Raw genomic sequence first — 24,993 nt, forward strand, 5'->3', positions numbered from 1 at the left:
TGCCCAAACCAGGCATCAAGTCAACAGGTCTAGCAAGGTCCTGGCGATCACTTTGGTGGCCTTGCGCAGGTCGTCCAGCACAAGGTGCTCGTCGGCGCGCTTGGCGTTCGATTCAAACACCGTGCGCGGCCCGGCGCCATAGATGACGGCAGGAATTCCGTGGGCGCAGTACAGCCGCACATCGGTGTACAGCGGCGTGCCCATGTTGGGGATGCGTTCGCCAAACACCGTTTGCCCGTGCTTCTGAATGGCCTCGACCAGGGATGTGTTGCCAGGCAATGGTTGCAGCGATTGGGCCAGCAACAGGCGCTTCACGTCGACGGTGATGCCCGGGAAGGTGGCGGCGGCCTCGGCGATCACGCGGCGGATGTCGGCTTCAACGGCCACGGGGTCTTCTTCCGGGATCATGCGGCGGTCCAGCTTCAGGATGACCTTGCCAGGGATCACGTTGGTGTTGGTGCCGCCTTCAATGCGGCCCACGTTCAGGTAGGGGTGTGTGATGCCCGGCACCTTGGAGGTGGTTGCCTTGTAGAGGGTGTTCTGCGCGTACAGGGCATTGAGGATGACCACCGCGCCTTGCAAGGCGTCAATGCCGGTGTGCGGGATGGCGGCGTGCGCCATCAGGCCGTGCACGGTCACTTCCATCTGCAGGCAACCGTTGTGGGCGGTGACCACCTCGTGGCTGAAACCGGCGGCGATGAGCAAGTCGGGTTTGGTCAGACCCTGGCGCAGCAACCAGCCCGGGCCCATCTCGCCGCCAAATTCTTCGTCGTAGGTGAAGTGCAACTCGACGCCGCCTTTGAGGCGGGGCGCTCCGGCCTGCGTGGCCAGGGCTTCCAGCGCGCGCAGGGCAAAGCTGAAGGTGGCGAAGTCGCTCTTGCTGACGGCGCTGGCGCGGCCGTACAGCTTGCCATCGACCACCTCGCCGCCATAGGGGTCATGGGTCCAGCCTTCGCCGGGTGGCACCACGTCACCGTGGGCATTGAGGGCCACGGTGGGGCCACCTTCTGCAAAGCGGCGGCGCACGATCAGGTTGGTCAGGCTGGTGAGGCCGTAGTCGCGCACCTCGGCTTCTGGCACGGCATGCTTTTCGGCTTCCCAGCCAAAGCCTTGCAGCAGTTCGGCTGTGCGTTCGGCGTGTGGTGCGTTGTTGCCTGGCGGGGTGTCGGTGGGCACCTGAACCAGGGCCTGCAAAAAGCGCACCTCGTCGTCAAAGTGGGCATCGATCCAGGCGTCCAGGGCTTGGTAAGCAGAGGCGGTTGTCATAGGTGGTTCAGCAGGTGCATGAAGGCGTCCACGCACAGTTGGGCGTCGTCACTGGTGATGGTTTCAAGCGGGTTGTGGCTGATGCCCGCGTTGCCGCCGCGCACGAAGAGCATGGCTTGCGGCATCACTTCATGGAGCTTCATGGCGTCGTGGCCCGCGCCACTGGGCAGGTAGTAGGCGGGCAGGCCGGTGGCTTGCACGGCTTGGGCCCAGCGTTCTTGCCAGGCCGGGTCGCTGGGGGCGGCCGAGGCCGTCATGGTGCGCTCGAGCTTGTAGTGCACGCCCCGGCGTTGGCAGATGCTTTGCAGGGCGCCTTCCACGTCCGCAGCCAGTGCGTCGCGCTGCGCGTTGTTGGGCGCGCGCAGGTCCAGCGTGAACTGGCAGCGTCCAGGCACCACGTTGATCGAGCCTTGGGGCACGTTCAGCACGCCCACGGTGCCGACGGAGGGCCCATGCGGGCTTGTGAGGTCGAGGCCCGCGCGGCGCTCGACATACAGCACCAGCTTGGCCACGGCGGCGGCGGCATCCTTGCGGCGGTCCATGGGGGTGGTGCCAGCGTGGCTGGCCATGCCGATCACTTCGCCGCTGTAGCGCGCGCTGCCATTGATGGCGGTGACCACGCCCAGTGGCATGTCGATCTCGTCCAACAAAGGGCCTTGCTCGATGTGGACTTCCACGAAGCCCTTGTACTGGAGCGGGTCGCGCTTGAGGGCCGTGATGGCCGCCAGCGTGCCGGGCAGGCCAGCGTCCACCATGGCCTGGCGCACGGTGATGCCGTCGGCGTCGGCCAGGTCCAGCCAGGCGGGTTTGAAGTCGCCAGTCAGCGCGGCGGATCCCAAAAAGGTGGCTTTGTAGCGCTGGCCTTCTTCTTCGGCAAAACCCACCACCTCGATGCCGAAAGGCAGGCGCTCGCCGCGACGGTGCAGCTGGCGCACGCAGGCCATGGGCACGAAGATGCCCAGGCGACCGTCGTATTTGCCACCGTTGCGCACGGTGTCGAAGTGCGAGCCGGTCAGCAGCCAGGGCGCCTCGGGGTCGGTGCCCTGGTAGCGGCCCACCACATTGCCCACGGCGTCCTGGCGGACTTCGTCGAAGCCGCAGTCGTGCATCCAGGTTTGCAAGTCGCGGGCGCAGGCCTGGTGAGCTGGGGTCAGGTAGGTCACCGTCAAGTGGCTGGCGGTGTCGCCCACGCCTTCGGTGTGACGGGCCAGGGCTTCGGCCCAGTCCCACACGAGCTCGCCCTCCAGGTTGGCGACGGCGAACTTGTCGTTCAGGCGGATTTCGGCGATGCGGTGGATGTTGCGCAGGCATTCGGCCAGCTCAAAGTCAGGGTGGTTGTCCTGGCGGCGCTGGAAGGTGGCGATGATGGCCGAGCGGCTCAGGCCCTGTCCACGCGGGCCGCGCACCGCCATGATGAAGGGCCAGCCGAAGCGCGCGTTGTAGTCCTGGTTGAGCTGATGTAGCAGCGCGAACTCTTCGGCGGTGCAGTGCGTCAGGCCTGCCTTGCTTTGTTCGTTGGTGGACTCGGCCGTGAGTTGCCCGGCCACGGCAGCCTTGCCGGCCAGCTCCGGGTGAGCGCGGATCAGGCCCCGTTGGGCTTCCTGCGGTGCTTGCCGCACCACCTGCGCCAGGGCGTGCTTCAGGTGTGGCAGCGATTTGAATGGACGCTGAGCCCAGGCCTGCTCCGCGATCCAGGGTGAGTGTTCGTACACCCCATCCAGCAAGGCGGTGAAGCCCGCTTGGTCGGCGCCGTTGAGTTGGTCGAGGGTGAGGCTCATGCTGGGTGCACCTTTTTCCAGTGGCGCGCGATGTCCAGGCGGCGGCAAACCCACACCTTGTCGTGCGCTTCGAGGTGGTCCAGAAAACGTTGCAGTGCACGGATGCGGCCTGGCCTGCCCAGCAGGCGGCAGTGCATGCCCACGCTCATCATCTTGGGCGAGTTGGCGCCGTTGGGGTCGCCCTCGGCATAGAGCACGTCGAAGGTGTCGCGCAGGTAGGTGAAGAAGTCGTCAGCCTGCGAATAGCCTTGCGGCAGGCAAAAGCGCATGTCGTTCACATCGAGCGTGTAGGGCACGATCAACTGCGACACGGTCTCGCCACTGGTTTTGGTCACCGGCATCCAGAAGGGCAGGTCGTCGCCGTAGTGGTCGCTGTCGTACTCGAAGCCACCGTAATCCGCCACCAGCCGGTGCGTGTTGGGGCTGTCACGGCCGGTGTACCAGCCCAGGGCACGCTGGCCGGTGAGCTGCTCAATGGCCTGCATGCCCAGCGCCATGTGCTCGCGCTCGGTCGCTTCATCCACGTTCTGGTAGCTGATCCAGCGCCAGCCATGGCAAGCGATCTCATGGCCCAACTCGACAAAAGCCCGGGTCAGTTCCGGGTGGCGTTGCAGGGCCATGCCCACGCCGAACACCGTGAGTGGCAACTGCCGTTGCTCGAACTCGCGCAGCAGGCGCCACACGCCCACGCGCGATCCGTACTCGTAGATCGACTCCATGCTCAGGTGCCGGTCTGCAAACGCGGGCGGGTTGAACATCTCGCTGAGGAATTGCTCGCTGCCCGGGTCGCCATGCAGCACGCTGTTTTCACCGCCTTCTTCGTAGTTCAGCACGAACTGCACGGCGATGCGGGCACCACCGGGCCATTGGGCATGGGGCGGATGGCGGCCATGGCCGACCAGGTCGCGGGGGTAGGGGGCAGGGTTCAGTGTCATGGTCGGAGGGCATCGGCCAGCGTGAGCTGGGGGACGCGGGGGTGTTCGGTCAATTGATGTTCGACGGTGTTCAGGTGCTCGTCCATCAAGCGGATGGCCCCGTCGGCATCGCGCGCCTCGATGGCCCGCAGGATGCCCACGTGCTCCGCATTGGAGGCACCCGCGTCGTCGGACGATTGGTACATCAAGGTGATCAAAGAGCAGCGCGACACCAGTTCCTGGATCAGCTCGATCAAGACCTGGTTGCCCAGCACCTCGGCCAGGCGCACGTGGAAATCGAACAGCAGCTTGGTGCGCGTGGCCACGTCGATGCGGCTCACGGCCTCACGCTCGGCTTTCAAATGCGCCTTCAGCCGTTTGATGTCGGCGGGGCTGGCCTGGTCGACCAGTTCGCGCAGCATCTGGCTTTCGACCATGCGGCGCACGGCGAAGACCTCGCGCGCTTCCTTGATCGAAGGCTTGGCCACGAAGGCCCCACGCGCTGGTTCCAGTCGCACCAGCTTGAGCTGAGACAGGCGGATCAGCGCCTGCCTCACGATGGTGCGCGACACGCCAAAGCGGTCGCCGATGGTTTGCTCGACCAGCTTGGCACCGGGCTGCAGTCGGTGCTCCACGATGGCCCGGGTTACCGCGGTCACAATGATTTCGGTGCTGGATGATTCGACCTCGTCGGCGCACGCCTGGTCCACGGTCGGCAGGGCGTCTGCATCGACCTTGCTCAGGCGGAGGTTCTTGCGTGAAGCGCTCATCGTGGTTAAAGTGTATACAGTTTTTTGCGCTGTCGGCAAGCTCGAGACGGCCTTTCATGGTCGGCCCGCGACTTGCATCGCTACCATTTGAAGGCACATGCCGTGCCAGGACACCCAGATCCATGACCGACCCCAATCCCCCCATTGCTTCCGCGCCATCAGGGCGCCTGACCACCCATGTGCTTGACACCGTGCATGGCCACCCCGCCGTCGGCATGTCGGTGACCTTGTACGTGATGCAGGGCGAATGGGCCTTGATCAAGCAGGCGCGCACCAATGCCGACGGCCGCCTGGACGCGCCATTGCTGGCCGGTCACGACCTGGTGCCGGGCCGCTACCGCCTGGTGTTTGACGTCGAGGCGTATTTTCGGCAGAAGGGCGTCGATCTGCCCAAGCCCGCCTTTTTGGGCCAGGTGCCGCTGGACTTCGGCATCGCCGATGGCACCGTGCACTACCACGTGCCCCTGTTGGTCAGCCCCTGGGCCTATTCCACCTACCGAGGCAGTTGATCGATGTTTGCAGATTTGGCGCCCTGGCTGAACTACGCCCTGGACTGGGCCAACCTATTGCTGCGATGGGCCCATGTGGTCGTGGCCATCGCCTGGATTGGCTCTTCGTTTTACTTCGTGTGGCTGGACAACAGCCTGACCCCGCCGCCTGACCAGGCCCTGAAAGACAAGGGTGTGGGTGGCGAGCTGTGGGCCGTGCACGGCGGTGGCTTCTACAACCCTCAAAAGTACCTGGGCGCGCCCAAGGCCGTGCCTGCGCACCTGCATTGGTTTTATTGGGAGAGCTACTCCACGTGGCTGACCGGTTTTGCGCTGTTCACGGTGCTGTACCTGTTCAATGCGGGCACCTTTTTGATCGACAAGTCGGTTTTCAACTGGACGCCCATGGCCGCCGTGACCACGGCCTTGCTGTTCCTGGTGGGCTTTTGGGTGATCTATGACGTGATCTGCCGCACTGTGGGCCGCAAACCTGAGGGCAACGCCCTGGTTGGTGCGCTGGTGTTTGGCGTGGTGGTGCTCGCCGCCTGGGCCGCGTCGCAGTTGTTCGCAGGCCGTGCCGCATTCTTGCTGGTGGGCGCCATGATGGCCACCACCATGAGCGCCAACGTGTTCTTCTGGATCATCCCCGGGCAGCGCACGGTGGTCGAGTCCATCAAGGCGGGCCAGCCGGTGGACCCGGTGCACGGCCAGCGTGGCAAGCAGCGAAGCGTGCACAACACCTATTTCGCGATGCCGGTGTTGATCGCCATGCTCAGCAATCACTACAGCTGGGTTTACAGCCATGCCCACAACTGGCTGGCCCTCGTGCTGCTGATGTTGGCGGGAGCTTTGATTCGCCACTTCTTCGTGGCACGGCACAAGACCGAAGTCGCTGGTACCCAGGCGCCCTGGGGCTGGGCCGTGGCTGGCTGCGCGGTGTTGCTGGGCGTGGTGGTCTGGCTGGCGCCTGCGCCGCGGTCGGCCGTGGTGGCCAAGCCTGCGGATGCGCCATCAGCCCCTGTGGCCACCGCACCGATGGACCCGCTGCTGTCCCAGGTCAACGGCATTGTTCAACAGCGCTGTGTGATGTGCCACAACGCCGACCTGGCCAACAAGGGGGTGGCCTTGCACACACCCGAGCTGATCAAGCAGCACCAACAACAGATCTACCAGCAGGCGGTGATGCTGCGGGCCATGCCGATGAACAACGCCACGCAGATCACCGAGGATGAGCGTGGGGTCTTGGCCAAGTGGTACGAAGCCGGGCAGTGACGTCATGTCCAACCGGGGAAAAACGGAGCTTGAGATGTCAACCATCGGTGTGGACGAGATCCACAAGGAAACAGGAGCCAGCATTCGGTACTACGGCACCACGCGGTACGTCCTGCTCCCCGTTTTTCTGACGGCAACTGCCGCTTTGGTCTCGCAATTCTTCAGGGACGACAACACCATTTCGCCTGTACTCATTGGTTGGTGTGGCTTGATGTTGTCCGTGGTTTTCATGGTCTATGAGTTCAGCTTGTCTAGCAACCTGGGAAAGCTATGGGCCGTGATCGGTGGGCTCCTTGAGGCATTTGCCGACCATCAAAGCGACAACTTCAAGGATGCTCAAAGCTTCATCCCTCATCGGGTGAACAAAGGCTTCATTTCCATTCAGCGCGGGGTGCTGGCCATGCCCTATGTGGTGGCAGTAGCGTTCTGGTTGATGGCGCTCATGCCCGGGGGCGCGATCTCATGTTTGCCAGCCCGCAGTCTTGCTCTGCCGACCTTCTGAAATCCGCCCCGGCTGCATCCGGTTATTTGTCTGCGCAATGGGCCATCCAGGACTTTCGCTTGAATGTCGTCAATGGCCAGATCAAGGCCGCCATGCTGGCGTTGACCGAGCCGCCCGAGAAGTTTGTCGCCCAATACGACTGCAAGAACCACCAGCTCATTAGCCTCGAAAAGCAGGTTGACGAGGTCAAACCAGTGCAACCGGTGGTCCCACCCTTGAACATTGCCTCGGTTCAACAATGCTTGAAAATGGCCGGGCACGACCCCGGGATGATCGATGGTGTTTCTGGCCTCAGAACCAGGACCGCGTTGTTGAATTTCCAAAAATCGGCTGGCTTGCCCGCCACGGGCGTGGCGGATGACGAAACCCGCATGGCCCTGAAGCCTTGCCTGGTCCGACCGTCGCTCCCGCTATCGGGCCGATGAGGATATTTGTTCGAGTCAGCCTGGGTTCTGCAAGAGAATTTACATTCCTTCTAAACCAGAAAGAGGCGCTCACATGGGCAGCGACAAGACAGAGGCCAAGTGCCCGTTCAACCACGCCGCAGGCGCTGGCACGACCAATCAAGACTGGTGGCCCAAGCAACTGCGCGTGGACCTGCTCCATCAGCATTCCGCCAAATCTGATCCGCTGAGCCCGGGTTTCGACTACGCAGAGGCTTTCAAGAGCCTGGACCTGGCGGCCGTCAAAAAAGACCTGGCGGCCTTGATGACCGATTCGCAAGATTGGTGGCCAGCCGACTTTGGCCATTACGGGCCACTGTTCGTCCGCATGGCCTGGCACAGTGCTGGCACCTACCGCATCGGTGATGGACGGGGTGGTGCTGGACGTGGGCAGCAGCGCTTCGCACCCTTGAACAGTTGGCCTGACAACGTGAGCCTGGACAAGGCCCGTCGCCTGATCTGGCCGATCAAGCAAAAGTATGGCCAGAAGATTTCGTGGGCCGACCTCATCATCCTCACCGGCAATGTCGCGCTTGAAACCATGGGCTTCAAAACCTTCGGTTTTGCGGGTGGCCGTGAAGACGTGTGGGAGCCCGATCAAGACGTGCATTGGGGCCGCGAGACCACCTGGCTGGGCGGCGACTTGCGCTACGCCCAGGGCTCGGAGGGGGTGGCCAAGGGCGGTGGGGTGCTGGTGTCCGACGACAAGGCCGACGGTGACAAGCACACGCGCAACCTGGAGAACCCACTGGCCGCCGTGCAGATGGGGTTGATCTACGTCAACCCGGAGGGACCGGACGGCAACCCCGATCCCCTCGCGGCTGCCTTTGACATCCGCGACACCTTCGCGCGCATGGCCATGGACGATGAAGAGACCGTTGCGCTGATCGCTGGCGGCCACAGTTTTGGCAAGACCCACGGCGCTGGCCCCGCTTCTCATGTCTCTGACGAGCCCGAGGCGGCTGGCATCGAAGACCAGGGCTTCGGCTGGAAGAGCAGCTTCGGCACTGGCAAGGGGGGCGACACGATCACCAGCGGGCTGGAAGTCACCTGGACCACCACGCCCACGAAGTGGAGCAACAACTTCTTTGAGAACCTGTTCGGCTTTGAGTGGGAGTTGAGCAAGAGCCCGGCTGGCGCCCACCAGTGGGTGGCCAAGGGCGGCGCGGGTGCGGGCACCATCCCGCATGCGCACGACCCTGCCAAACGCCTGGCGCCCACCATGCTGACCACCGACCTGTCGTTGCGCATGGACCCGGCCTACGAGAAGATCTCCCGGCGCTTCCTGGCCAATCCCGATCAATTCGCCGATGCCTTTGCGCGGGCTTGGTTCAAACTCACCCACCGCGACATGGGCCCGCGTGCCCGCTACCTGGGGCCTGAAGTGCCCGCCGAAGAACTCATCTGGCAAGACCCCGTCCCCGCCGTGAACCACGCACTGGTCGATGCTCAAGATGTCGCGGCGCTCAAGCAAACAGTGTTGGCCTCTGGCCTGACGGTGGCGCCACTCGTCTCGACGGCCTGGGCATCGGCCTCCACATTCCGTGGGTCGGACATGAGGGGCGGTGCCAATGGCGCGCGCATCCGCCTGGCACCGCAGAAGGACTGGGCCGCCAACCAGCCGACGCAACTGGCGACCGTGCTGGCAGTGCTGGAAGGCATTCGCGGTGATTTCAATGCGGCCCAAACTGGCGGCAAGGCTATTTCGCTGGCCGACCTGATCGTGCTGGCCGGCAGTGCAGGTGTTGAGAAGGCCGCCAGCGATGCCGGCCACGCGTTGACAGTGCCTTTCACGCCGGGCCGCACAGACGCCTCGCAGGATCAGACCGACGTGCCATCCTTTGTGCCGCTGGAGCCCATCGCCGATGGCTTTCGCAACTACCAGAAGCTGCGTTATGCCGTGTCGGCCGAGGCGCTGCTGATCGACAAGGCGCAACTGCTGACGCTGACCGCGCCCGAGATGACCGTGCTGGTCGGCGGCTTGCGCGTGCTGGGGGCCAATGTGGGGCAGACCCCGCACGGCGTCTTCACCCAGAAGCCGGGCTGCTTGAGCAACGACTACTTCGTCAACCTGCTGGACATGGGCACAGTGTGGAAGCCCACCTCAGACGCCAAGGACGCGTTTGAGGGGTGCGACCGCAAGACCGGCGCCGTGAAGTGGACGGCCACGCGCATCGATCTCATCTTCGGATCGAACGCGCACTTGCGAGCCATGGCCGAGGTCTACGGCAGCGCCGACGCGCAGCCCAAGTTCGCCCAGGACTTTGTGGCGGCATGGACCAAGGTGATGAACCTGGATCGGTTTGACATGCGCTGAACAGGAGGCGGGTCCGTCATTCATGCGCATTGATCTCCAGCTGTGTTTAGCGCAGCCCCTGCTTGCAGCGGGGCCTGCGACAAGACACTCAAACTGTCGCTGATCAGTCTGGACACACTGGTGGCGGGGCCATCGTGCATGACAGTGCGGTCAGGCCGTGCAATGGCCACCCAGCCCATCGGCGCGTAGTTCGGAATCAGCACTCCACTGATGTCTTCCCAGCGTTCGGAGCGCGTGGGAGCGCATGATGGCCCCCGCGGATCGATCTGAACAAATCGCCCCCCCGCCTTCACCCACGAACGGGACACGGCGGGGTCAAGGTGCCGCTGAGGGTCCACGCCAAAGCCGATGGCCACCATGGCCTCGCCGAACACGTCGTCACTCAACAATGGCCGAGCGTTCAAGCTCCCTCGCACCCAACCTTGCGCCAGGAGGCCCCCACGCCGCAGCCGCGACGGCCCGCCTTTGCCCAAGAACAGCCCTTTCTGAAAGCAATGTGCTGGCTTGACCTCCAGCTCCTCGAACAGGCGTCGCAAGCGGGGGACCAAACGCAGGCCACTCATCACGCCATGCAGTAAGAAGGCTGACACCGCATTGCCGGGCATGACCATGCGGCCCATGAAGGTGGCCAGCCGCACCATCGCCACCACATGAGGGCGCCGCTCCTGGTTGTAGGTTTCCAGGATGGCAGCGCTGGCCCGGCCCTGGAGCACCCAGGCCAGCTTCCAGCCCAAGTTGCCCACATCGCGCAAACCGGCCACCAGGCCCTGACCAATGAAGGGCGGCGTGATGTGCGCCGCATCGCCCACCAGGAAAGCGCGCGCCGATGAAAAGCGATTGGCCACCCGCGCGTGAAAGCGGTACACCGCCACCCGTTCGATCTCGATCTCCTCCGTCCTGGCCCATGGGGCCAGCAGGCGCCGAATGGTTTCGGGCTTTTCCATTTCTTCGCGTGATTCATGCGCGGCCAGCTTGAACTCCCAGCGCTGGCGCCCGCCCGGGGCCACCATGTGCGGCACGGGCCTCTTGTGGTTGCACAGGAACTCGACGTGGTCAATGGGATCAGGCACCTTCTTCGCATCGACCACCAGCCAATCCTCGGGATAAGACTGCCCATCAAACGGAAGCCCCAGTTGACGGCGCACGAGCGAGTTGGCCCCATCGGCCCCGATGAGGTAGTCGGCACGCACGACGAACACCGAGCCGTTGGCCGTTTTCAGACTCACGTGCACGCCACCGCCGTCTTGGGTGAATGAGACCATTTCGACGCCCAAATGGGTTTGCACGTGTGGGTGCATGGCCAGTTTGGCGCGCAGCACCGCTTCGAGTTCGGGCTGGAAAAACGTGACCAGTTTGGGATGCCCGTCCATGGGGCCGCACGAGTTGGCCTGCCCGAATTGACCAAACACTGGTGAGTGCATGCGCACGTGCGGAATGGCCACCGTCTCGAACTCACCCTCGGTCACGCCGCACATCTGCAGGATGCGAAGGGCCTCGTTGTCCAGGGCAATGGCGCGGGGTGCGGCAAAGACCTCGGTGGCCAGATCAATGGCCAGCACCTGGATGCCGTGGCGCCCCAGCAGATTGCACAGGGCTGCGCCGACGGGCCCCAGGCCGACAACGATCACGGAGGTGTGAGAGGGGAGCAACTGCATTGCATGCTTTCGAGAAATAGGTATTAAATGCCTCAAATTGAACACACGTGTTCAATTAAAGCACCTAGGGAAGATGCCAGGTCATTTTTAATTGACTAAATTGAACACATGTGTTCAATTTGAGGTCTCAAACGTGAGGTCAACCATGGCTCCTTCCACCAGCGCTCAAGAGCGCATTCATCAAGCCGCATTGCGGCTCTTCGCCGAGCGCGGGGTCACACAGGTCAATGTGAAAGAGTTGGCCTTGGCAGCGGGCGTGGCTCGAGGCACCATCTACGCCCATGTGAGCGAACCAGAACGGCTGTTCGAAGACGTGGCGGGCCAACTGGCTGCCGAGATGAACGAGCGTGTGGCCTTGAGTTTTCAGGGCGTGGTCGATCCGGCGCACCGCTTGGCCAATGGCATTCGCTTCTACGTTCGGCGCGCGCACGAGGAGCCGGACTGGGGGCGCTTCATCAACCGCTTCGCCTTTGCCAACCCTTCCATGCAACAGATGTGGAATGGGCAGCCCGTGCAAGACCTGATGAATGGTGTTCTGGAAGGACGCTACCGCTTCCAGACGGCCCAGTTGCCCTCGGTGGTGGGCTTGGTGGCGGGTGGGGTGCTGGGCGCGATCTTGCTGGTGCTCGAAGGCCATCAGACTTGGCGCGCCGCAGGCTCGGACACGGCGGAGCTGGTGTTGATCGCCTTGGGCATTCACCCCTATGAAGCCAAATCGCTGGCCACCCATGAACTGCCAGCCTTGCCTGACCGGTCGGCCCCATGAAGTTGAGCACGCTCGAGCCCGCGCGGCATGCCAACCCGACGGTCAAGGCGCAAAGCCTGGCTTACCTGATGTTTGAGCGACCCGACCTGGACAAGGCAGAGCGGTTTCTGACCGACTTTGGCTTGAGGGTGGTGCACCGCGAGGCCGGGGCCATTTACTTCCGGTCCGCTGGCAGCGCCCCGTTCTGCTATCGCGTGGCACAGGCGGCAAAGCCGCGCTTCGTGGGCTTTGGCCTGACGGTGGGTGACCGGGCTGATCTGCTGAAGCTGGCCAGTCTGCCTGGCGCATCGCCGGTGCGAGTGGCCAGGACGCCGGGTGGCGGTGAGGTGGTGAGCCTGGTCGATCCCTCGGGCTTTGAAGTCGAGGTGGTGGCTGGGCAGTCGATGTCAACGCCACTGGCCGTGCGCCCACCATTGGCCATGAACCTGGGCAACCCGCCTGTGCGGGTTGATGCGACCCAGCGCCTGCCTGTCGAGCCGCCAGAGATCCTCAAGCTCGGTCATGTCGTGCTGGAGGTGGCCGATTTCCAGGCGACCTGTGGCTGGTACACGCGGCATCTGGGCCTCATCCCGAGCGATGTGCAGGTGTTGCCCGATGGCTCGCCCGCCGTGGCGTTCATGCGCCTGAACCTGGGGCCCCAACCCGCTGACCACCACACCTTGGCCTTGGCACAAGGCTTCATGCCACTGTACAGCCACAGTGCTTACGAGGTGGTGGACGCCGATGCCGTGGGCATGGGCCAGCGCCTGCTGCGTGAACGAGGGTGGCGGCACGCCTGGGGCATGGGCCGGCACATCCTGGGCAGCCAGATCTTTGACTACTGGCAAGACCCTTGGGGTGCCAAGCACGAACACTATTGCGACGGCGATGTGATGACGGCCCAACTGGGCACCGGCGTTCACCCGGTCAGCCGTGAGGCCATGTCGCAATGGGGGCCGCTGATGCCCAGCAGTTTCACCAAGCCCAAGCTGACCCCGTCGAACATCGCGGCCCTGCTGCGCAATTTGCGGCGCAGCCCCGACCTGTCTGTGCGCAAGCTCATCACCTTGGCCAGGCTGTTTGCCTGACATCGGCATGACCCCACTCACGCGCCGCCGCTCGCTCAAGCTCAGTGCCGCCACCGTTGGCGCCATGGTCTTGCCTGTGCCAACCGTTGCGGCGTCGTCACCGCCCGGCATCAGCAGCGGCAGGCGGCCCACCCATTCTTCACCCAGAGCACGCCCCATGGCCATTCATGTTGTTCGTTTTTCCCACAGCCACCGCATCCAGTGGGGCCTGGTGTTTCAAAACCAGATCACGCCACTGCCCGGTGAATACGCCACCACGGCGGATTTCATCCGAAGCAATCCAGTCGATGGCTTGAGGGAGTTCGCGCAGTCGAACGCGGCCAGCAAAACGCCGCTGGCCTTGGCCGATGTGCAGATTTTGTCGCCCGTGACTTCCAACCAGCAGTTCATTTGCCAGGGCGCCAATTACCGCCAGCACATGATCGAATCGGGCATGGACCCCGATGCCAAGTCCTACAACATGATCTTCACCAAAGCCACGAGCTGCATCGTCCCTGCCGACAGTGAATTGGTCAAACCGGCGCAGGTTCGCTTTCTGGACTATGAGATCGAGCTGGGCCTGATCCTCAAGCGTGATGTGCTCGCCAAGACCGTGGTGACCGACGCCAATTTGCATGAGTTCGTGGCCGGCGCCGTCATCGTCAACGACTACTCGGCGCGCGACATCCAGATCCCGCAGACGCAGTTCTACAAGGGCAAAAGCTTTCGCACCTTTGGCCCGGTTGGCCCCTTCTTGTGCCTGATGACGGCGGCCGAGATGAAACATCTGAAAAACCTGCAGTTGACGCTGACGGTCAATGGACAGACGCGGCAAAAAGACTCGACGGCCAACCTGGTGTTCGGCCCGGCTGAGACCCTGACCGAGCTGTCCGGCGTGCAGGACCTGTACGTGGGCGATCTCTTGTCCACCGGCACCCCGGCGGGTTGTGCCCTGTCCGTCCCATCGCCTTTCAAGCAGCGTGTGGGCGCTTTGTTGCCAGAGAAAACCAAATGGGCCTTCTTCAACAAGGTGCAGGAAGGCCGCGACCAGTACCTCAAGGCCGGTGACCTCGTTGAAGCGCGGATTCAAAGCCCCGATGGCGTCATTGACCTCGGGGTGCAACGCAACAAAGTGGTCAACGGCCGCTGAATCCTCAAAGCAGCATGAAAGACTTCCAAAACAAGGTGATCTGGATCACTGGGGCCTCATCCGGCATTGGCGAAGCCCTGGCTTACGAGTTCGCGCGGCGCGGTGCCTTGCTCGTCCTGTCGTCGCGGCGAGCCGATGTGCTTGAAGGCGTAAAAGCCCGCTGCGAGCGGCCTGACCAGCACCTGGTGTTGCCCATGGACATGACTGATCAAAGTCGCTTTCGTGAGCAAACTGCGCTGGTGCTGTCCGCTTATAGTCACATTGACATGTTGATCAACAACGCTGGCGTGAGTCAGCGTGCGCTGGTCAAGGACACCTCGATCGAGGTCGACCGGCAGATCATGGAGTTGGATTTCTTCGGGCCAATCGCGCTGACCAAGGTGGTGTTGCCCCACATGCTGGCCAGGGGCTGCGGGCACCTGGTGGCCGTGTCTTCGGTGGTCGGCCTGGTGGCCACGCCCTACCGATCGGCCTACGCCTCGGCCAAGCACGCGATCATCGGCTTTCACGATGCCTTGCGTGCTGAGGTGCACGCGGCTGGCTTGAAGGTGTCGGTGTTGTGTCCAGGCTTTGTGCGCACCAATGTGAGCCTGTCGGCCCTGACCTCGGACGGCACGCCCCATGGGCGGGTTGACGCCCAGCAACACAAGGCCATGAGCGCCGAGGCCTTTGCACGCAAGGCGGTTGATCGGCTGGCGCGCGGCGAAGGGCGCATTGTGATCGCGGGCAAGGAAAAGCTGGCGGTCTACCTGGGCCGACTGTCGCCCGCCTTGCTGGAGCGGCTGGTCCGCAACGTGAGCGTGGTCTGAGCATGGCTGATACCTCAACAAGTGCTGACAAAGGCACCGCCGTCGTCACAGGTGGCTCGTCTGGCATCGGCCGGGCCTTTGTGGCATCGCTGCACCGCAGCGGCTGGCGGGTGGTGACCTGTGGCCGAGATGCAGACAAGCTCGATCAGTTGTCGCAAGCCTTTCCAGGCATTCACACCTACTTGTGCGATGTGAGCGACAAAGCCTCGGTGGTGGCCTTCGTGGCTTTGGTATCCGCGGCCTTCCTTGACATCAAGCTGTTGGTCAACAACGCGGGCGGATTGCGCGAGCTCGACTTCACACAACCCGACTTGTTGCAGCAGGATCTGACGCAAGAGATCCGCGCCAACCTGGAGGGCAGCATCCACATGACTGCGGGGTTCTTGCCCGCTCTGCGGGCATCCACGCCTTCTCGCATCATCATGGTGAGTTCAGGCTTTGGCTTGTTGCCCGCCACGCGCGCACCGGTTTATTCTGCGTCCAAGGCGGGCTTGCGCAGTTTCACCAAGGCGCTTCGTCGCCAACTGGAAGGGCAGGGCATCACCATCACCGACGTGGCCCCGCCTTCGGTGGACACGCCCGCCACGGCGCACTACCAAGCCAACAAGATCTCGCCGGAGCAGGTGGTGACGTTGACCTTGGCCGCTGCTTGGCGTGGGCAAGCCGAGGTCTACCCGGGCATGGCGCGTTGGCTGCCCTTGATGATGCGATTGGCACCCCGCCTGATTGAGCGCATCGTGGCCAAAGGCTGAGTCAGCCTGCCTGACCTAAAATCGCCACATGTCAGGTAGCTCATCCACACGCAAAAGTAACCCAAAAGCTTCGGCGGCAGAGCCTGCGTCGTCGTCGTTCAAGAGCGAATACGGGCAAGGTCGGCGCAAACTTCTGGAGGCGGTGACTCGGCTGGCCGCCAGAGAAGGGCACACGCGCTTCAGTTTGCGCGAGCTGGCCAAAGAAGCCGGCCTGGGCCACAACTCGCTTTACCGGCATTTCACCAGTGTGGACGACATGATCCCCGAGCTGATGGAAGATTTCAGCCAGGAGCTGCGCGAAGGCCTGAGGCAAGCCCGCAAGGCGGTGCCCCCTGGTCAAACGCCCGCACTGACGGTCGTGTCGTGGTTGCTGGACTTCGCACTTCAGCACCGTGATGTCTTCGTTCTGTCGATGCGCCAACGGGTGGGCCCGCCAGGTACAGCCAGGACCGCTTTGGAGCGCAATTTGCAGGCGATTCGCCAGGACATGCTCTCAGAGCTTGGCGCCTTGGGTCACTTGCCGACCAAGCTGCACCCCAGGATGGACTGGGCCTTGGAAATGGTGATCGACCAGAGCTTTCGGCTGTGCATCGAATACATCGAGCACCCCGATCAGCGGGAGGACATCCTGGTGCGTGCCCAGCTGTCCTTCGCTTGGATCATCGGTGGGGCGCTCGCACCGGGCGCTCAGTCCAGATAATCTGCCAGCGCGCGGCCCATCACCACGTTCTCTTCGATGTGAGCACCGGGGGTGTCGAAGTCCCCACTGATGCGCACGATGACGGTGTTTTGCTTGGGCAGCACATGGATCGCCTGGCCAAAGACGCCCAAGGCGGAGAAGTCCTGGCGTTCGCCTTCCAGTGGCCACCAGTGATAGCCGAAGCCATAGAGGCCCAACTTGTTGCCATTGACAGGCACGGCGTGCCAGTTGGTGGGATCACCTGCAAAAGTGGTGGATTGGCGAACCCAGTCACTTGAAACGATCTGCCGACCATGCAGGCGGCCCTCTTGCGCGTAGAGAAGGCCAAACATGGCATAGCTGCGCGTTGTCGCGTAGAGGCAGCAAAAGGTGAAGGCCTCGTGGCTGCGGTCAACGAGCACCTTGGCGCGGTCAGGCGTTCTCATGGGCTTCCACAGTTTGAGTTCGAGGTAGCGTTGGTAGGGCATCCCAACCGCCTTTTCCAGCGCCATTGAAATGGCTTGCGAGTTGATGCTGGCGTATTGGTATTTGCTGCCTGGTGCAAAGGCAGGTGCCAGCACGGTGTCCGTCGTCTTCTCTCTGAGGGTGTAGCCCGAGCTTCCGAGTGTGTAGTAATCCGCGATGGTGTCCATGAAGAGCTTGAAGCGATCGGCCTCTTCGCTGTAGGCCACGCCCGAGGACATCTGCAGGGCCTGCTTGAAGGTGACGCCAGCAAAACCATTGACGGCCAGTGCTGGTTCGTACGCGTCCATTCTGTCGTTCACCGAGCGGATGGCACCTTCGCCGATGGCGATGCCCACCATCGCCGATAGCACCTGCTTGGCCATGGACCAAGACTGGTGAAGCGAGGTCTTGGTGTACGGGAAGTTGTTGTACTCGTACACGATCTTGCCGTCTTTGAGCACCAGCATGGCGCGTACCTTGGCTTCGCTTTGATACTGCGACAGGCTCTTGCTCACGCCTTCGTAGGTGTAGCGCAGGGCAGAGATCGGTGCCTTCGGCGAGGCGGTGGGCATGCTCACCGGAAAGGTGGCCATGTCCACTGTCTCGCGGGGCAGCACCAACTCTGGCAGGAACAAGGCGGGGGGCAGGCTTTGAGCCTGTGCCTGACAGGCGGCAATCACGCCGAGCAACAGCAGCATCCTCTTCATTTCATGTCTCCTATGTGTTGATCACTTGGTGCCCAGGCGTTTGGCCAGATTGGGCAGTTGCGCCAATGCATTGCCGCGGTCGACCAACTGTCGCTCCGTGGCATTGAAGGTGTCGTTCAGCTCCGAGTTCGGATCGCCTGGCAGCTTGAGCGCGTACGTCAGCTGCGAGTACGGGTAATCGGTGCCAAGCAGCACGTGGCTGACCTCTGTGATCTGCCTGACCGCTGCCATGGCAGGAGGCGCCGCCGACAAGGCGGTGTCGAAGAACAGCCTGGCGTAGGAGCTCTTGCGGGGATCGAGGTTGAGTGCCAGGAGGGCGCTGCGGTAGGAGAGGAAAGGAATCGTCCCCCCGGCATGGGGCAGCAGCCAGCGGATGTTGGGGTAGCGCCAGAAGATGCCCTTGTAAAGCAGGTTGGTGACGGCCCGTGTCGTCTCGAAGGGGAACTCCAGCACGAAGTTGGGGATGGAAAGGTCCGGGCCTGCCGGTGGTGCCACCGGGTGGATGAACACCAGCGCGCCCAGGTTGTCGAGCGTCCGCATCAACGGGTCCAGGCGGGGATCGCCCAAGTAGATGCCTTTGTAGTTCGAGTACAGCCCGACGCCGTCCAGGCCCAGCACGTTCAATGCGCGCACGGCCTCCTGGGCAGACTGCGCCACTTCTTGAGGGTCATCGGCCTGCCCCAAAGGCAGTGATGCGAAGCCGCCAAATCGCCGATGGAGGTTCGAATAGGCGGAGGCGCCAATCAATGATTGCCGAATGTAGTCATTGATCTGGCGCGCCATCAGGTCACGCGACCATGCATCCGGCAAGAAGCCCAAGCCCGGCTCCGACAGGGATACGACTTGAGTCTGGATGCCGAACTTATCCATGAAACGCACTGCGGCCTCTGGCGTCCAGGCTGGCGGTGGCAGGCCCCCGTCGTTTGGCACGTCGTAGGCCTTCAGGGCGGCGCGGTAGAAGTCCGGGATCAGGTGGGCGTGGACGTCAATGCGAGAGGGCGCCACGCCAGCCCGGGCGGGAGCCCCCCGAGCATGGCAGCCGCGCCCAATTGGAGCGTGGACGTGAGGATGCGACGGCGCGCCATCACTGCATGGTCTGTGTTTGGCATGGGCGCCCCTTTTTCAACAAGATGAGAACAAGTGTACGCATCTTGATTTGAGGCCGCGAAGGGTGTTTTCCCTTGCCATGGGTCAGCGTTGTTCCACCATGTCGGCCACAGCCTCGAACACCAGCGCCCGCGCCTGGTCTTTTTCAAACGACACGCCCATGCGCAACACCACCAGGTCATGGCTGGGCACGATCACCAGGAACTGGCCCATGTGTCCCGCGAACCAGACCAGGTCGGCAGGCAGGCGGGCACGGACGGCATCGGGGATCGCCGTGGCGGGCTGGCGCCAGATGAAGCCGCCGTACTCGGCGCTGGCCGGTGAAGGCGCCACCAGGAACTTCATCACCTCGGGCGCGATCAGCGTCTGGCCCTGCCACTGCCCACCTTGTGCCACCAACTGCCCCAGCCGCAACCAGTCCACGGGGCGCAGCACGCCACGCGCGCCGCCCACGGGTGTACCGCTGGCGTCGGGCTCGATCACGCCCTGTCGGATGCCCAGTGGCGCGAACAAGCGCTGCTGGTAGTAGTCGTAGAGCGCTTGGTGGCTGCCGCCAAGCGCCTGCTTCATGGCATAGGTGGCCACGGTGGCAAAGCCCGTGGAGTAGTTGAAGACGGTGCCCGGGGTGGCCGTCAGGGGCCGTTCTGCTGCCCACGCTCCTTGGTTGGGCTGAGAGAACAGCATCTCGGTGGCATCGCTGGCGCCGTCATAGCCTTCGCTCCAGGCCATGCCCGGGGCCATGTTGAGCAACTGCTTCCAGGTGATGGCGGCCTTGGCGCTGCCAGCCCACTGGGTCAGGCCCACGGGGGTGTCCAGGTTCAATCGGCCATCGGTGGCCATCACTCCCGCAATCAGACCTGTGAGCGACTTGGTCATGGACCAACCCAGTTGGGGCTGATCACGTTGGTAGTCCCTCGCATAGCGTTCGTACACCAGGTGGCCATCGCGCGCCACGAGGAAGGCCAAGGCGTTTTGTTTTTGGCTGAGCTTGGTGGTGGCCTCGGTGAAGATGCGGTCGCCATGGGTGGCCAGCAAGGCAGCCTGTGCCGGTGTGAGCCGCGCCGCTTCGGTGGGGCCTTCGCCAGCAGGCCATGACTGCACAGAGGGCTGCGGCAGGACCACCGGTTTGAAGGCCTGGGCGCGCACGCCCGCTTCGGTGGCGCCGGGGGGCACGAGCGTGCAGCCCAGGCCCTCGCGGTAAATGGCGGTGCGTTTGTGGGTGATGAAGGGGATGAAGCTGCTCACGTCCACCTTGCTGCCAGGGGTGTACTTGATGGTCCACACAATGGGCAAGGGTTGGACCTTGGGCGCGGTGTAAGACCAGCGCACGCGCAGGTAGTCGTCACCGCTTTGCTGGGTGCGTGTGCACAACTCCCAGGCGGCATAACCAGTGCCTGCGGGGATGTCGGCGATGAGATCGGCCTGTGCGGCTTGGGTGCTCAGCAAACTCAGGCAGGCCAGCGATGCCGCCCTCCAAGTGGTGTGGCGGATCATGGTGTGGTCTCCTGATGGGGTTGTCGAATCAATTGGGCGTAATGCTTGATGGCCTGGGTGGTGCCGACCTTGTCGCCCGTGGTCAGCAGGTCAAGCAGCAGGCCGCGCACGATGGCCAGTTCAAGACGGGCGCGAGTGCGGGCCTTGGCCTTGCTCAAACCGTGCTGGGTTTGCAGAGACCGGGCCACGCGGCCGATCCAGCCGTCAACGGCTTGCGCCAAGAAGTCGCCGAAGCGTTGCCGGTCGCGCAGGGCCTTGACGTAGATCTCGAGCATCAACTGGAACACGGGCAGGTAGCTTGGCGAAGTGAAGTGCTGCCAGACCTCTTCGATGGGCGGCACCGTGAACGCCTGGCCTTGGGCCATGCCGGCCTGCCGGTGTTGATCCGTGTTGCGCAGGTGCTCGACCACGGCCTCCCAGAAGCCGTCCACATCGCCAAAGTAGTAGCTGAGCATGCGGTGGCTGGTGCCCAGGCTGGTGGCCATGCTCCGCAGTGATTGGTCGCTGTAGCCATGGGTCAAGACATGCGCGATGGCCTGATCCAGCAAGGTGGTGGCTTGATCGGAGGTGGCGCGTGAATGGGGGCGGGCGTTTGGCACGCAGACAACGTACCAAGTGGTACATTTCTTGGGCAGCCGTGCTTTCCCCAGTGCCAGTCAGGTCTGCGCGAACGGATTGGCGGGTAGCTCGATGTGTGGAAGCGGGCGGCGCGCGATGTCTTGCGCTTCTTCGGTGCTCAAGCCCAGCACGGTCAGCAAGATGGCCGCGATGCGTTCGGACAAGGTGGTTTCATCGCCAAAGAGGTCCGGCGCGGCTTCGGGACCAGGGCGGCCTGCGTCTGACACCGCCGCCAAGGCACCCAGGATGGTGCTGCCCACCGCGATGTAGACCGAAGGCAGGTCTGCCACGGTGAATCGACCTGAAGACACGCCTTTGCCGATGTCTTGCAGCAGGTACTTGCCCAGGCCGGTGGTCATGCTGTCGCGGCTGAAGCTGGTTTGAAAAACAAACCGCCCCCACAGCGGGTCAGCGCGCCCGCGCAGCATTGTGTAGCGGGCGGACGCGGCGATTTTTTCAGCCGGATCGCTCAGTTGCTCGCCCAGTTTGTCCAGCGCCACCGCGAAGTGCCCGATGACCTCTTCGATGAGGGCGGCGTGGATCACGTCCTTGGAGGCGAAGTGGTTGTAGAACGAGCCGAACCCGACATCCGCCTGTTCGGTGATCTCGTTGATCGTGACCCCGGCCACCCCTCGATCGGCCATCAAGTGCAAGGCGGCCCCCAGCAAACGGGCCCGGGTGTCGCGCTTGCGCCTGGCGCCGCGGGGGGCTTTCTCGGTGGTCGGCATGGGGACATCGGCGGCTTTCATGAGCATGAGCCTACCACCCAGCCTGAGCGCGCTGGGGCTGCGACCAGCCATCGGGTATACCCCATGATGTGCAACTATGATCAATAAATCATAATTGATAAATTAATCAGTTTGTAAGAGGTGCCCATGAGTTTCCCTGCCCACCCCGTCCGCAGGCTGACCGCCGAAGAGCTTGAACGCTATGAAGAGGACGGTGTCCTCATGGTGCGCCAAGCCATTGATCCCAACTGGGTTGCCATGGTCGAAGAAGGCCTCGAAGAAGCTTTGCGCGACCAGTCCATGGTTGGCAAGTTCATGTCGAGGAAGGTCGAGGGCTACAAGATGGACATCTTTCTGTGGAAGCGCATTGATGTCCTGCGCGACCTGGTCTACTACGGCCCGTTTGCGCGTTGGGCACAAGACCTGATGAAGTCGAAAGAAGTACGCTTCTTCTATGACCAGATGTTCGTCAAGGAGCCCGGGACGGACGCCCCCACGCCCTGGCACCAGGATTTGAGTTTCTGGCCCATCCGTGGAGAGCAGGTCACCTCGTTCTGGATTCCACTGGATCCGGTCAACAAGGACAACAGCGGGTTGCTGTATGTCAAGGGCTCGCACAAATGGCCGCAGCGCTTCAAGGCCTTGTCGCCGGACTATGTGGCCGCGATCATCGATGAGTCGATGGACGACATCCCGGACATCAACGCCAACCTGGACAAGTACGAGCTGCTGCACTGGGACATGGAGCCGGGCGACATCCTGATGTTCCACCCGCTGACCTTGCATGGCTCCTACGGCAACAGCTCGCGCACGCGGCGGCGGCGTGCGTTGGCATTGAGGTGGACCGGTGACGATGTCACCTACCAGCCGACCGCCAAACGCATGCCGATCCACTACCGGCACGAGTCCAAGGAAGGTGGCCCGCTCAGGGGCGCGGCTTTTCCCATCATCTTGCCGCGCCACGACGCGGCTGAGCGCAGTGCCCGTGTGCAGCCTGAAAACCCCATCACGCACAAGTTGCTGACGTCTGCCGTTCAGAACGCGGTGTCGGCGGCCAAGCTGCAGCTCAAGGGCAGCAAGGCCGCCATTCCCCGTCAGACCTGGTCCAGCCCGACCGACATCAAACCTTCCGAAGACCAACGCAGCTGAGCCCACATGAAACCATTGCACATCATCGGCACGGCCGTGCTCGCCGCCCTTGCTTACCTTTCACTTTGGCCTGTGGAGATCAACCCACGGGCCTGGACACCACCGCCGCTCGCCCAGCAAGCGGCGCCGAACCAAGCCCTCAAAGGCATCCAGCGGATAGGCTTGAATGGGGGAGTAGGGCCGGAGGGCATCTCATTCGACGAGGCCGGGCGGATCTACGCCGGCTATGCCGACGGGCGCGTTGTTCGCTTGGCCGCTGATGGCCTGACGCATGAAGAGCTCGCCAACACCGGGGGGCGCCCATGGGGGACATTCGCCTTGGCCGATGGCAGCGCCGTCCTGGTGGCCGATGCCGTCAAAGGCTTGCTGCGCGTCACGCCGGGCAAGGTGGAGGTGCTGGCCACCCAAGCCGACGGGGTGCCATTCAGGCTGACCGACGATGTGGTGCAGGCCAAGTCAGGCATGGTTTACTTTTCCGATGCCTCATCCAAGTACGGCCTGGACAAGATGATGGCGGACGTGTTCGAGCATGGCAACCATGGCCGGTTGATCAGTTACGACCCGCGAACCAAACAGGCGAAGACCTTGGTGGCGGGACTGCATGTGGCCAATGGTGTGACTTTGGGGCCTGACGAGGCCTATCTGCTGGTGTCCGAGACGCTTCAGTATCGTGTGATGCGCTATTGGCTCAAGGGGCCGAAGGCGGGGCACTATGAGCCGTTCGTGGAGAACCTGCCCGGGTTTCCCGACAACATCAGCTACAACGGCCGAGACGGGTTCTGGCTGGCGCTTTTTGCGCCTCGCGATGCATTGTTCGACCGCATCTTGCCCTGCCCTCTGCTGCTGAAAGCGGTCTACCGCATTCCAGAGACCATGCGACCCAAAGCCGCCAAGCACGCTCGCGTGCTGAAGCTGGATGTCCATGGCCAGGTGGCGGCGGACCTGCAAGATGCCACCCAGGGCGCGTATGCGCCGATTACGAGCGTGCGCGAGCGGGGGGGCGCACTTTACTTCGGCAGCATCGAGTATCCCGCCATCGGCCGATTGCCGCTTCCTTGACCATGCCAGGTCGGCCACCTGCACCACGACTCATCGCCAGCGTGTTGTTGTTCGTTAAATGATAAATCACCGGGTAAGTCCGCGCCGACAAAGCCAATGATTGGCCGGTTCGGCCCATGCGGCCATGGCAACGGGGACCTAGCATTCGGGCAACTCAATCTGCCCGTGAACGCAAGGTCAACCATGAACACCTCTCGCCAATTTTTCTGCGCCCTGATGCTGTCGGCATGCGCACTGCTGAGCACCCAGGCGCAGGCCGTCGGGTATGAACGCGGCCCCGACCCCACGGCTGCATTGCTGAATGCCACCGGCCCCTATGCCGTGAGCGCCTACAAGATCTCCAAGGCGGATGCCAAGAGCCACAACTACGGTGGCGCCACGGTGTACTACCCGAATGCACCTGGCCAGACCTTCGGTGTGGTGGCCATGATGCCCGGCTTCCTCGCCTTCCAGGCGGTCTATGAAACGCTGGTGAAGAAGGTCGCGTCTCACGGATTTGTGGTGATCAACCTGGACAGCGTGGCGAGTGCCGACCAGCCCGATACCCGCGCCCTTGCCGTGGCCGGTGGGCTGCAGCACGTGGTCGAACTGGCTCAGGAAGGGCAGGTGCCCTACGCCGCCGTGACCGATGTGACGCGCCGCGCGGTGATGGGCAACTCCATGGGCGGCGGGGCGGTGCTCAGCGCCGCAGTGGCCGACAAGACGCTCAAGGCCGTGGTGGCGCTTCAACCATGGCACACCACCAAAAGCTTTGGCGGCGTGGCGAGTCCAACATTGATCGTGGCCTGTGAGAAAGACACCATCGCGGCGAACAAGTCCCACTCGGACCTGTTTTATGCCAGCTTGAATCCTCTGCTGCCACGCGCCGAAATCGAGGTCAGAGGTGCCAGCCATCTGTGTTCTACCTTCCTTGCGAGCAAGGCTCAGTTGACGACCGCTGGCAAGGCCTCGGTGGCCTGGCTCAAGCGGTTTTTAGACGACGACATGCGCTATGACGCCATGGTCAAAGGCGGGATCAATGAAGGTGAGTTCAGCCGCTTTGTGGTCCAAGGCTTTTGA

Annotated in this window: 24 protein-coding genes; 14 read left to right on the top strand and 10 right to left on the bottom strand. The window is 63.0% G+C overall.

Going from position 1 to position 24,993, the window contains the following annotated elements:
• Window positions 1–15 precede the first annotated feature (15 nt).
• Genes PSV38_RS05340 through PSV38_RS05355 form a run of 4 tightly spaced genes read right to left on the bottom strand, consistent with a single transcriptional unit; the run spans window position 16 to window position 4,728 of the window.
• Entirely contained in the window at window positions 16–1,266 is a 1,251-nt protein-coding gene (locus PSV38_RS05340) for a M20/M25/M40 family metallo-hydrolase (protein ID WP_300545656.1), read from the bottom strand.
• Window positions 1,263–3,044 (bottom strand): 2-oxo-4-hydroxy-4-carboxy-5-ureidoimidazoline decarboxylase, encoded by a 1,782-nt coding sequence (gene uraD, locus PSV38_RS05345; RefSeq protein WP_300545659.1) that lies wholly within the window; start codon window positions 3,042–3,044, stop codon window positions 1,263–1,265. Before uraD ends, PSV38_RS05340 begins: the two co-directional genes overlap by 4 nt.
• A complete protein-coding gene (gene puuE, locus PSV38_RS05350) occupies window positions 3,041–3,979 on the bottom strand; it encodes an allantoinase PuuE (protein ID WP_300545661.1) in 939 nt (312 codons plus the stop codon). Before puuE ends, uraD begins: the two co-directional genes overlap by 4 nt.
• The gene (locus PSV38_RS05355; protein WP_300545664.1) at window positions 3,976–4,728 is read right to left on the bottom strand and encodes a GntR family transcriptional regulator; all 753 of its coding nucleotides are present in this window, start codon (window positions 4,726–4,728) and stop codon (window positions 3,976–3,978) included. The genes puuE and PSV38_RS05355 overlap by 4 nt, the downstream gene beginning before the upstream one ends.
• Before the next feature lie 122 nt (window positions 4,729–4,850).
• Here PSV38_RS05355 and uraH point away from each other — a divergent pair, with 122 nt between their 5' ends.
• The 5 genes from uraH to katG all read left to right on the top strand — a co-directional run bounded on the left by uraH (window position 4,851) and on the right by katG (window position 9,750).
• Window positions 4,851–5,237: a hydroxyisourate hydrolase gene (uraH, locus tag PSV38_RS05360; protein WP_300545666.1), complete on the top strand. Its 387-nt coding sequence runs from the start codon at window positions 4,851–4,853 to the stop codon at window positions 5,235–5,237.
• Between the two features lie 3 nt (window positions 5,238–5,240).
• Window positions 5,241–6,488 carry a urate hydroxylase PuuD gene (locus PSV38_RS05365; protein ID WP_300545668.1) on the top strand — a complete coding sequence of 416 codons (1,248 nt, stop codon included), beginning with the start codon at window positions 5,241–5,243 and terminating at the stop codon, window positions 6,486–6,488.
• Between the two features lie 34 nt (window positions 6,489–6,522).
• Complete coding sequence (locus tag PSV38_RS05370) at window positions 6,523–6,990, top strand: hypothetical protein (protein ID WP_300545670.1); 468 nt, start codon at window positions 6,523–6,525, stop codon at window positions 6,988–6,990.
• Window positions 6,991–7,082: 92 nt separating this feature from the next.
• The gene (locus PSV38_RS05375) at window positions 7,083–7,415 is read left to right on the top strand and encodes a peptidoglycan-binding domain-containing protein (protein ID WP_300545673.1); all 333 of its coding nucleotides are present in this window, start codon (window positions 7,083–7,085) and stop codon (window positions 7,413–7,415) included.
• 73 nt (window positions 7,416–7,488) lie between these two features.
• Window positions 7,489–9,750, top strand: a complete 2,262-nt coding sequence (gene katG, locus PSV38_RS05380; RefSeq protein WP_300545676.1) for a catalase/peroxidase HPI — start codon at window positions 7,489–7,491, stop codon at window positions 9,748–9,750.
• 20 nt (window positions 9,751–9,770) lie between these two features.
• Here the strand turns inward: katG and PSV38_RS05385 are convergent, their stop codons facing one another.
• Complete coding sequence (locus tag PSV38_RS05385) at window positions 9,771–11,405, bottom strand: bifunctional 3-(3-hydroxy-phenyl)propionate/3-hydroxycinnamic acid hydroxylase (protein WP_300545679.1); 1,635 nt, start codon at window positions 11,403–11,405, stop codon at window positions 9,771–9,773.
• A gap of 145 nt (window positions 11,406–11,550) precedes the next feature.
• On the opposite strand from PSV38_RS05385, the gene PSV38_RS05390 reads away from it, so the two are divergent.
• The 6 genes from PSV38_RS05390 (at window position 11,551) to PSV38_RS05415 (ending at window position 16,628) form a co-directional block, all read left to right on the top strand.
• On the top strand, window positions 11,551–12,171 hold the full coding sequence (locus tag PSV38_RS05390) for a TetR/AcrR family transcriptional regulator (RefSeq protein WP_300545682.1): 621 nt from the start codon (window positions 11,551–11,553) through the stop codon (window positions 12,169–12,171).
• Window positions 12,168–13,238, top strand: coding sequence for a 2,4,5-trihydroxytoluene oxygenase (locus PSV38_RS05395; RefSeq protein WP_300545684.1), 1,071 nt, complete (start codon window positions 12,168–12,170; stop codon window positions 13,236–13,238). The genes PSV38_RS05390 and PSV38_RS05395 overlap by 4 nt, the downstream gene beginning before the upstream one ends.
• A 157-nt stretch (window positions 13,239–13,395) precedes the next feature.
• Entirely contained in the window at window positions 13,396–14,367 is a 972-nt protein-coding gene (locus tag PSV38_RS05400; RefSeq protein WP_300546030.1) for a fumarylacetoacetate hydrolase family protein, read from the top strand.
• A gap of 14 nt (window positions 14,368–14,381) precedes the next feature.
• Window positions 14,382–15,176, top strand: coding sequence for an SDR family oxidoreductase (locus PSV38_RS05405; protein ID WP_300545686.1), 795 nt, complete (start codon window positions 14,382–14,384; stop codon window positions 15,174–15,176).
• A gap of 2 nt (window positions 15,177–15,178) precedes the next feature.
• Window positions 15,179–15,928, top strand: a complete 750-nt coding sequence (locus PSV38_RS05410) for an SDR family NAD(P)-dependent oxidoreductase (RefSeq protein ID WP_300545688.1) — start codon at window positions 15,179–15,181, stop codon at window positions 15,926–15,928.
• 28 nt (window positions 15,929–15,956) lie between these two features.
• Entirely contained in the window at window positions 15,957–16,628 is a 672-nt protein-coding gene (locus tag PSV38_RS05415; RefSeq protein WP_300545690.1) for a TetR family transcriptional regulator, read from the top strand.
• Here the strand turns inward: PSV38_RS05415 and PSV38_RS05420 are convergent.
• The 5 genes from PSV38_RS05420 to PSV38_RS05440 all read right to left on the bottom strand — a co-directional run bounded on the left by PSV38_RS05420 (window position 16,616) and on the right by PSV38_RS05440 (window position 21,747).
• Window positions 16,616–17,779, bottom strand: a complete 1,164-nt coding sequence (locus tag PSV38_RS05420; RefSeq protein ID WP_300545693.1) for a serine hydrolase — start codon at window positions 17,777–17,779, stop codon at window positions 16,616–16,618. The two genes, PSV38_RS05415 and PSV38_RS05420, sit on opposite strands and share 13 nt — an antisense overlap.
• Before the next feature lie 21 nt (window positions 17,780–17,800).
• Window positions 17,801–18,784 (bottom strand): amidohydrolase family protein, encoded by a 984-nt coding sequence (locus PSV38_RS05425; RefSeq protein ID WP_300545696.1) that lies wholly within the window; start codon window positions 18,782–18,784, stop codon window positions 17,801–17,803.
• 186 nt (window positions 18,785–18,970) lie between these two features.
• Complete coding sequence (locus PSV38_RS05430) at window positions 18,971–20,380, bottom strand: serine hydrolase (protein WP_300545698.1); 1,410 nt, start codon at window positions 20,378–20,380, stop codon at window positions 18,971–18,973.
• Window positions 20,377–20,979, bottom strand: a complete 603-nt coding sequence (locus PSV38_RS05435; protein WP_300545700.1) for a TetR/AcrR family transcriptional regulator — start codon at window positions 20,977–20,979, stop codon at window positions 20,377–20,379. Before PSV38_RS05435 ends, PSV38_RS05430 begins: the two co-directional genes overlap by 4 nt.
• 57 nt (window positions 20,980–21,036) lie before the next feature.
• Window positions 21,037–21,747 carry a TetR/AcrR family transcriptional regulator gene (locus PSV38_RS05440; protein ID WP_300545702.1) on the bottom strand — a complete coding sequence of 237 codons (711 nt, stop codon included), beginning with the start codon at window positions 21,745–21,747 and terminating at the stop codon, window positions 21,037–21,039.
• Window positions 21,748–21,873: 126 nt separating this feature from the next.
• Between PSV38_RS05440 and PSV38_RS05445 the strand changes: the two genes are divergently transcribed.
• From PSV38_RS05445 to PSV38_RS05455, 3 genes are all read left to right on the top strand, one after another.
• On the top strand, window positions 21,874–22,875 hold the full coding sequence (locus tag PSV38_RS05445) for a phytanoyl-CoA dioxygenase family protein (protein WP_300545704.1): 1,002 nt from the start codon (window positions 21,874–21,876) through the stop codon (window positions 22,873–22,875).
• Between the two features lie 6 nt (window positions 22,876–22,881).
• A complete protein-coding gene (locus PSV38_RS05450) occupies window positions 22,882–23,934 on the top strand; it encodes an SMP-30/gluconolactonase/LRE family protein (RefSeq protein ID WP_300545706.1) in 1,053 nt (350 codons plus the stop codon).
• Between the two features lie 183 nt (window positions 23,935–24,117).
• Entirely contained in the window at window positions 24,118–24,993 is an 876-nt protein-coding gene (locus tag PSV38_RS05455) for a hypothetical protein (protein ID WP_300545709.1), read from the top strand.

It is taken from the genome of Aquabacterium sp. (assembly GCF_029946005.1).
Lineage (GTDB): Bacteria > Pseudomonadota > Gammaproteobacteria > Burkholderiales > Burkholderiaceae_C > Aquabacterium.

Coding starts and splice junctions, on each gene's coding strand:
- PSV38_RS05390 (WP_300545682.1), top strand. CDS start 11,551: ATGGCTCCTTCCACCAGCGCTCAAGAGCGCATTCATCAAGCCGCATTG.
- PSV38_RS05355 (WP_300545664.1), bottom strand. CDS start 4,728: ATGAGCGCTTCACGCAAGAACCTCCGCCTGAGCAAGGTCGATGCAGAC.
- PSV38_RS05420 (WP_300545693.1), bottom strand. CDS start 17,779: ATGAAGAGGATGCTGCTGTTGCTCGGCGTGATTGCCGCCTGTCAGGCA.
- PSV38_RS05405 (WP_300545686.1), top strand. CDS start 14,382: ATGAAAGACTTCCAAAACAAGGTGATCTGGATCACTGGGGCCTCATCC.
- PSV38_RS05440 (WP_300545702.1), bottom strand. CDS start 21,747: ATGAAAGCCGCCGATGTCCCCATGCCGACCACCGAGAAAGCCCCCCGC.
- PSV38_RS05410 (WP_300545688.1), top strand. CDS start 15,179: ATGGCTGATACCTCAACAAGTGCTGACAAAGGCACCGCCGTCGTCACA.
- puuE (WP_300545661.1), bottom strand. CDS start 3,979: ATGACACTGAACCCTGCCCCCTACCCCCGCGACCTGGTCGGCCATGGC.
- PSV38_RS05450 (WP_300545706.1), top strand. CDS start 22,882: ATGAAACCATTGCACATCATCGGCACGGCCGTGCTCGCCGCCCTTGCT.
- uraD (WP_300545659.1), bottom strand. CDS start 3,044: ATGAGCCTCACCCTCGACCAACTCAACGGCGCCGACCAAGCGGGCTTC.
- PSV38_RS05365 (WP_300545668.1), top strand. CDS start 5,241: ATGTTTGCAGATTTGGCGCCCTGGCTGAACTACGCCCTGGACTGGGCC.
- PSV38_RS05385 (WP_300545679.1), bottom strand. CDS start 11,405: ATGCAGTTGCTCCCCTCTCACACCTCCGTGATCGTTGTCGGCCTGGGG.
- PSV38_RS05340 (WP_300545656.1), bottom strand. CDS start 1,266: ATGACAACCGCCTCTGCTTACCAAGCCCTGGACGCCTGGATCGATGCC.
- PSV38_RS05445 (WP_300545704.1), top strand. CDS start 21,874: ATGAGTTTCCCTGCCCACCCCGTCCGCAGGCTGACCGCCGAAGAGCTT.
- PSV38_RS05370 (WP_300545670.1), top strand. CDS start 6,523: ATGTCAACCATCGGTGTGGACGAGATCCACAAGGAAACAGGAGCCAGC.
- PSV38_RS05455 (WP_300545709.1), top strand. CDS start 24,118: ATGAACACCTCTCGCCAATTTTTCTGCGCCCTGATGCTGTCGGCATGC.
- PSV38_RS05400 (WP_300546030.1), top strand. CDS start 13,396: ATGGCCATTCATGTTGTTCGTTTTTCCCACAGCCACCGCATCCAGTGG.
- katG (WP_300545676.1), top strand. CDS start 7,489: ATGGGCAGCGACAAGACAGAGGCCAAGTGCCCGTTCAACCACGCCGCA.
- PSV38_RS05395 (WP_300545684.1), top strand. CDS start 12,168: ATGAAGTTGAGCACGCTCGAGCCCGCGCGGCATGCCAACCCGACGGTC.
- PSV38_RS05375 (WP_300545673.1), top strand. CDS start 7,083: ATGCTGGCGTTGACCGAGCCGCCCGAGAAGTTTGTCGCCCAATACGAC.
- PSV38_RS05430 (WP_300545698.1), bottom strand. CDS start 20,380: ATGATCCGCCACACCACTTGGAGGGCGGCATCGCTGGCCTGCCTGAGT.
- uraH (WP_300545666.1), top strand. CDS start 4,851: ATGACCGACCCCAATCCCCCCATTGCTTCCGCGCCATCAGGGCGCCTG.
- PSV38_RS05415 (WP_300545690.1), top strand. CDS start 15,957: ATGTCAGGTAGCTCATCCACACGCAAAAGTAACCCAAAAGCTTCGGCG.